This is a genomic window from Microcella sp. (genome assembly GCF_030645145.1).
GTDB lineage: Bacteria > Actinomycetota > Actinomycetes > Actinomycetales > Microbacteriaceae > Microcella.
Map to the genome: position 1 here is coordinate 1 of NZ_JAUSMI010000145.1, position 4,402 is coordinate 4,402.

Annotated in this window: 8 protein-coding genes; 5 read left to right on the top strand and 3 right to left on the bottom strand. The window is 71.8% G+C overall.

What is annotated here, in order from left to right; all coding sequences use genetic code 11:
- A partial coding sequence (locus Q7T15_RS09780; RefSeq protein ID WP_304695753.1) for a hypothetical protein occupies positions 1-210 on the bottom strand: 210 nt, incomplete at its 3' end.
- Positions 211-620: 410 nt separating this feature from the next.
- Positions 621-1,463 carry a CPBP family intramembrane glutamic endopeptidase gene (locus Q7T15_RS09785; RefSeq protein ID WP_304695755.1) on the bottom strand — a complete coding sequence of 281 codons (843 nt, stop codon included), beginning with the start codon at positions 1,461-1,463 and terminating at the stop codon, positions 621-623.
- Positions 1,464-1,585: 122 nt separating this feature from the next.
- Between Q7T15_RS09785 and Q7T15_RS09790 the strand changes: the two genes are divergently transcribed.
- From Q7T15_RS09790 to Q7T15_RS09805, 4 genes are all read left to right on the top strand, one after another.
- Positions 1,586-1,966 (top strand): hypothetical protein, encoded by a 381-nt coding sequence (locus tag Q7T15_RS09790; protein ID WP_304695757.1) that lies wholly within the window; start codon positions 1,586-1,588, stop codon positions 1,964-1,966.
- The gene (locus tag Q7T15_RS09795) at positions 1,963-2,403 is read left to right on the top strand and encodes a hypothetical protein (RefSeq protein ID WP_304695759.1); all 441 of its coding nucleotides are present in this window, start codon (positions 1,963-1,965) and stop codon (positions 2,401-2,403) included. The genes Q7T15_RS09790 and Q7T15_RS09795 overlap by 4 nt, the downstream gene beginning before the upstream one ends.
- A gap of 230 nt (positions 2,404-2,633) precedes the next feature.
- Positions 2,634-2,894, top strand: coding sequence for a hypothetical protein (locus Q7T15_RS09800; protein ID WP_304695761.1), 261 nt, complete (start codon positions 2,634-2,636; stop codon positions 2,892-2,894).
- Entirely contained in the window at positions 2,884-3,237 is a 354-nt protein-coding gene (locus Q7T15_RS09805; RefSeq protein WP_304695763.1) for a hypothetical protein, read from the top strand. Before Q7T15_RS09800 ends, Q7T15_RS09805 begins: the two co-directional genes overlap by 11 nt.
- Here the strand turns inward: Q7T15_RS09805 and Q7T15_RS09810 are convergent.
- Entirely contained in the window at positions 3,234-3,725 is a 492-nt protein-coding gene (locus Q7T15_RS09810) for a GNAT family N-acetyltransferase (RefSeq protein ID WP_304695765.1), read from the bottom strand. The genes Q7T15_RS09805 and Q7T15_RS09810 overlap by 4 nt on opposite strands.
- A 172-nt stretch (positions 3,726-3,897) precedes the next feature.
- Between Q7T15_RS09810 and Q7T15_RS09815 the strand changes: the two genes are divergently transcribed.
- On the top strand, positions 3,898-4,402 hold a 505-nt coding region (locus Q7T15_RS09815; RefSeq protein ID WP_304695767.1), incomplete at its 3' end, for a DUF2510 domain-containing protein.

Consider the following 4,402-nt stretch of genomic DNA (forward strand, 5'->3'; position numbering starts at 1 on the left):
CGCGATCGCGTGGGCGGCGACGGCGACGAGGCTCTTGCCCGACCCGGTGGGGGTGGCGAGGATGACGTGGGCTCCGGCGACGAGCTCGAAGATCGCCTCCTCCTGCGCCTCGTAGAGCGGTCGCCCGCCCTCGGCCGACCATGCGGCGATCGCGTCGAACGCGGCGCCCGCCTCGAAGGGCCGGGGCATCGCATCCATGAGCTCTGACATCGCCCCCATCCTCGCAGGCCGCGCTGCGCCCCCCGCCCGCCCGACCTCCACAACTCAGGAACGGGAACCGCGGTGCGCGCCTCACACAATTCAGGAACCCCACGCCCGACACGGCGGCAGCGGATGCTCCACCGGCGTGTCGCAGGCGCCCCGAGCTCGATCTTCCTGAGTTATGGAGACCGGCGCGTCGGCAGCGGCGCGCCACCGACCCGGCGCGCCGCGCGCAGCCGCGAGACGCTGTGCGCCTCCACAACTCAGGAGTCTCGGCTCGAGCGGGCCCGCGACACGCCGGCCGGGCATCCGTTCAGGCGGTCGGATGCGCGCCGTTCCTGAATTGTGGAGACGCGACTGGCGGCCGTCGTTCCTGAATTGTGGAGATGGCGTCGTCCGGAAGGACGAGCAGCCCCGCCTCAGTACAGGAAGATCGGGAGGGCCGCCGGGTCGTGGGCGTGGACGATCACGAGGAACACGACGAGGTCGAACAGCAGGTGCACGATGAGGACGAAGGTGAGGCTCTTCGTGCGGTGGAAGAGCATCCCCTGCACGAGCGCGAACGGGATCGTCAGGAGCGGGCCCCAGGCCTGGTAGCCGAGCTCCCACAGGAAGCTCACGAAGATGATCGCCTGCAGGATGTTCGCGAGCCACGGCGTGAAGTGCCGCAGCAGCAGGGCGTAGCAGGTGCAGATGAAGAAGAGCTCGTCCCACGTGCCGACCGCGTTGACGCCGACGAAGAGGCGACCGATCTCGCTCGGCGTCTCGACGTCGGGCCAGTTCCGGTAGACGCCGCTCGTGATGAAGTAGAAGGGCAGGATGAGCCAGCCGAGCGCCGGCGTCGCGAAGAGGTACACCTTCTCGCCGCGCGTCCACTTCCGGCCGCTGCGCCACGGGAAGCGGATCGCCTTCCGCTTGTAGACGAACCGGTCGATCAGGAACGGCACGAGGACCGCCCCCGTGAACACGGTGCCGAGCACGAGGATGTTGAGCCAGCTGATGTCGGCCTCGACGCTCACGAGGCTCACGATCGTGATGCCGATGCCGATGAGCAACAGATCCTTGAAGAGCGGCCGGTCGACGAGGAACGCCGCCACGAGTGAGAGGACGAGCACGACGTACCCGAGCGGGCGGAACGGCGCATCGAAGAACCCGTAGAGCACGACGGCCGAGAGCGCGACGCCGAGGGCGGGGGGCAGCTTCGCGCTGAGGACGCCGCTGGGCGGGTCGAGGTCGACGGGGGCGGCGACGGGGGCGGGCATGCATCCATCCTCTCCTACTCGCTCGCCCGTAGGGCGGTCGACGGCCGGATGTCTACCCCCTTACCCGTGAGGCTCCTGAGGGGTTGAGTGGGGGCGTTCCACCGAGATGTAAGGAGACCGCTATGAGCGAGCACGACATCAACAAGGACGACACGACCATGGGTCAGAACCCGGGCGCCGAGGGCGACTTCGGCGCCGGACAGGGCCACGAGGGTCAGTCCGCCGACTTCGCGACCGGGCATCCGACCGGCACCGACCAGCCCCGTGCCGATGAGGTCGTCGAGGACGACATGGACGCCGCGGGCGAGGACGAGCCCATTCCGGGCATCGACGACTCCGCTCAGGGGGGTCTGCTCTCGACGCCGAACGACTACGACGAGGGCCAGACGCTCACCGGCCAGGCTGATGACGGCATCGAGAACAACTTCGACGAGGGTCAGGCCGGCGGCGGCGTCCCCGGCAACCACCCCGACCACGACGGCCACGAGGGGGTGCGCTCATGACCCATCACGGCGATGAGTCGCAGCACCACGACGAGCAGCACCCGAGCCCCGACGAGCCCGTCGGCGGCACGCTCGGCACGACCGGCACCGAAGGCAACGGGATGCCCGAGCAGGTCGTCGGCGATGAGCTGCACACCGACGAGCGCGCGCAGACCGCCGAGGAGAGCGTTTCGCGCGGCACGGCCGGTGGGCAGGCTCCCGGCGGTCTCGGGACGGCCGGCCTCGGCGAGGACCAGCCGGGTGGCGGCATGTCGCCCGACTCCGCGGGTGTGCCGGGCGACCAGGTCACGAGCGACGGCGGCGTCTCCGCCGATCCGCTCGACGGCCAGAACGCGACCGGCGGGTACGGCGATGAGTCCACGGGGCTCTCCGACGCGACCGACCGCGACCCGGGCGAAGACGCGACCGACGTCAACGGCGGCAACGCCGACCGTTGAGCAGGCGATCGCCGGCCGCGGTGCGCGGCTCGGAGGGCGGTGCATCCCCCGGAGCGCACATCTGTGACGGATGCGCGGTCGGCGATCAGCGAACCGGCTCGGCGGAGGCTGAAGCCCCACCGGGTCGATGAGCCGCGACGACATCAGGGCTGACAGCGTTGCGGCTGTGGGCGTCCCTCCTTCCGATCAGGGAGGGGCGCCCACGTCCCTATCCCCCGGTCGTCCGGCCCATGACCGCTCCCACGATTCAGAAGAAGGTGCATGACATGGATGCTCAGACCGACCGCCACGACGGCGGCGACCCCGTCGCCCACGACATCGAGAGCCGCAACCCCGACAGCGGCGACATCGTCGCGGGCGAGCAGGTGCTCGACGAGGGGCACGTCGCCCCCGACCAGGACGAGCCGGCCCCGGACCAGGACGCCGGCCCCTCGCGCGTCGAGCAGAACCGGCCGGAGCAGCCCGCGGAAGGAGCCGAGGATGTCCGCTAGGGACGAGGACCTCGCGGCGGAAGCCGCCGACGAGCAGCGATTCACCGAGACGAGCGATCCCGAGGTGACGCGCTTGGACGTCGGCGCCGGCGGGGTCGCGGAGTCGCACGACGACACCGAGCTCGCGGTCGACGGCGAGGCGGCGGCCGTGCCGACCGACTCGCCCGACGGCACCGGCGACTCCCACACCGGCGAATCCGACTCGGGCTCCGGCTCCGGCGGCGGCGGCGGCCCGATCGAGGGCGTGCCCGAGGGTGAGCCGGAGTCGACCGAGGAGCGCCGCGACGGCGCCGACGAGCGCACCGACCCTGCCGCGCCCCCTGCGCAGGAACCGCCGGGCTAGTCCCCCCGCTCCCTCGGCGTCGAACGGCCTCGCTCCTCGGGTGCGGGGCCGTTCGGCTGCACCCAGCGCCACATCCCGCGCATCTCGTCCGAGCCGAAGCCGTGGCTCTCGTACAGGCCCTCGGCGTCGGGGCTCGCGAAGAGCCCCACCCACGCCTTCGCGGGGGCGACGCGCGCGACGTGCGCGAGCAGGTGGTCGACGAGCCGGCTCGCGAGGCCGTCCCCCTGATGGTCGGGGTGCACGATGACGTCGTGGATCGTGAAGTACTTCACCCCGTCGCCCAGCAGTCGCGCCGAGCCCACGGTCGCGCCGTCGCGCACCGCCACCACGCCGTGCAGCGTGCCCTCGAGCGCCGCCCCGATGGTCGACCAGTCGTAGTGATCCATCCAGTCGACGGCGAGCGCGAGCTCGCGCAGCTCGTCGACGGTCGGGCGTCGTCCGACGAGGGCGACGTCGTCGTGGTGCTCGAGTTTGAGATCGCTGGCCATGGGGCTCCTTCCGGCGTGCCGCCGAGGGTGCGACGACGGCTCGACGAGGTGAGCATAGAGCGTTCGTGCCCCCCGCTTACGGGGGTATGACCAGCGTTTTCCCCGACCTAGACTCGGCTGAAGCTGTGCTACGCGCACAGGTGATTCCGGGGGGAACACGATGACTGAGTCGATGACGGGGAGCGCACTGCCGCCTGCCGGGTGGTATCCGGATGCCGGAGGGCCCGGATTCGCTCGGTGGTGGGACGGCGGCGCCTGGACCGAGCACGTCCAGGCACTCGGCCCTGCCCACGCCGAACCCGCGCCGCAGGACATGTCGCGCCCCGTGACGCCCGTGTCGCTCGGCCAGCGCGGCCCGATCAGCGTCGGCATGGACCCGGTCGACATCGTCAAGCGCCTGCAGGATGCGGGCGAGCCCGCCCCCGTCTCCCCCGTCGACTTCGTGACGGGGCAGCACTCGACCTCGGCCTTCCTCGACGAGCGCCCGAGCAGCTCCGGCCCCTCCGGCCCCGCCCCGTACAGCGGATCCGGGGGCGAGCTCGTCCTCAGCCGCCGCCAGCGCCGCGAGCTCGAGGCCGCCGGAACCGTCCTCGTCGAGCCCGCCACGGTCGCACCCGAAGCGACCGTCGCCGAGCGCCTCGCCGAAGCGGGAACCGCGGCCGCCGCCGCGCCGCGCG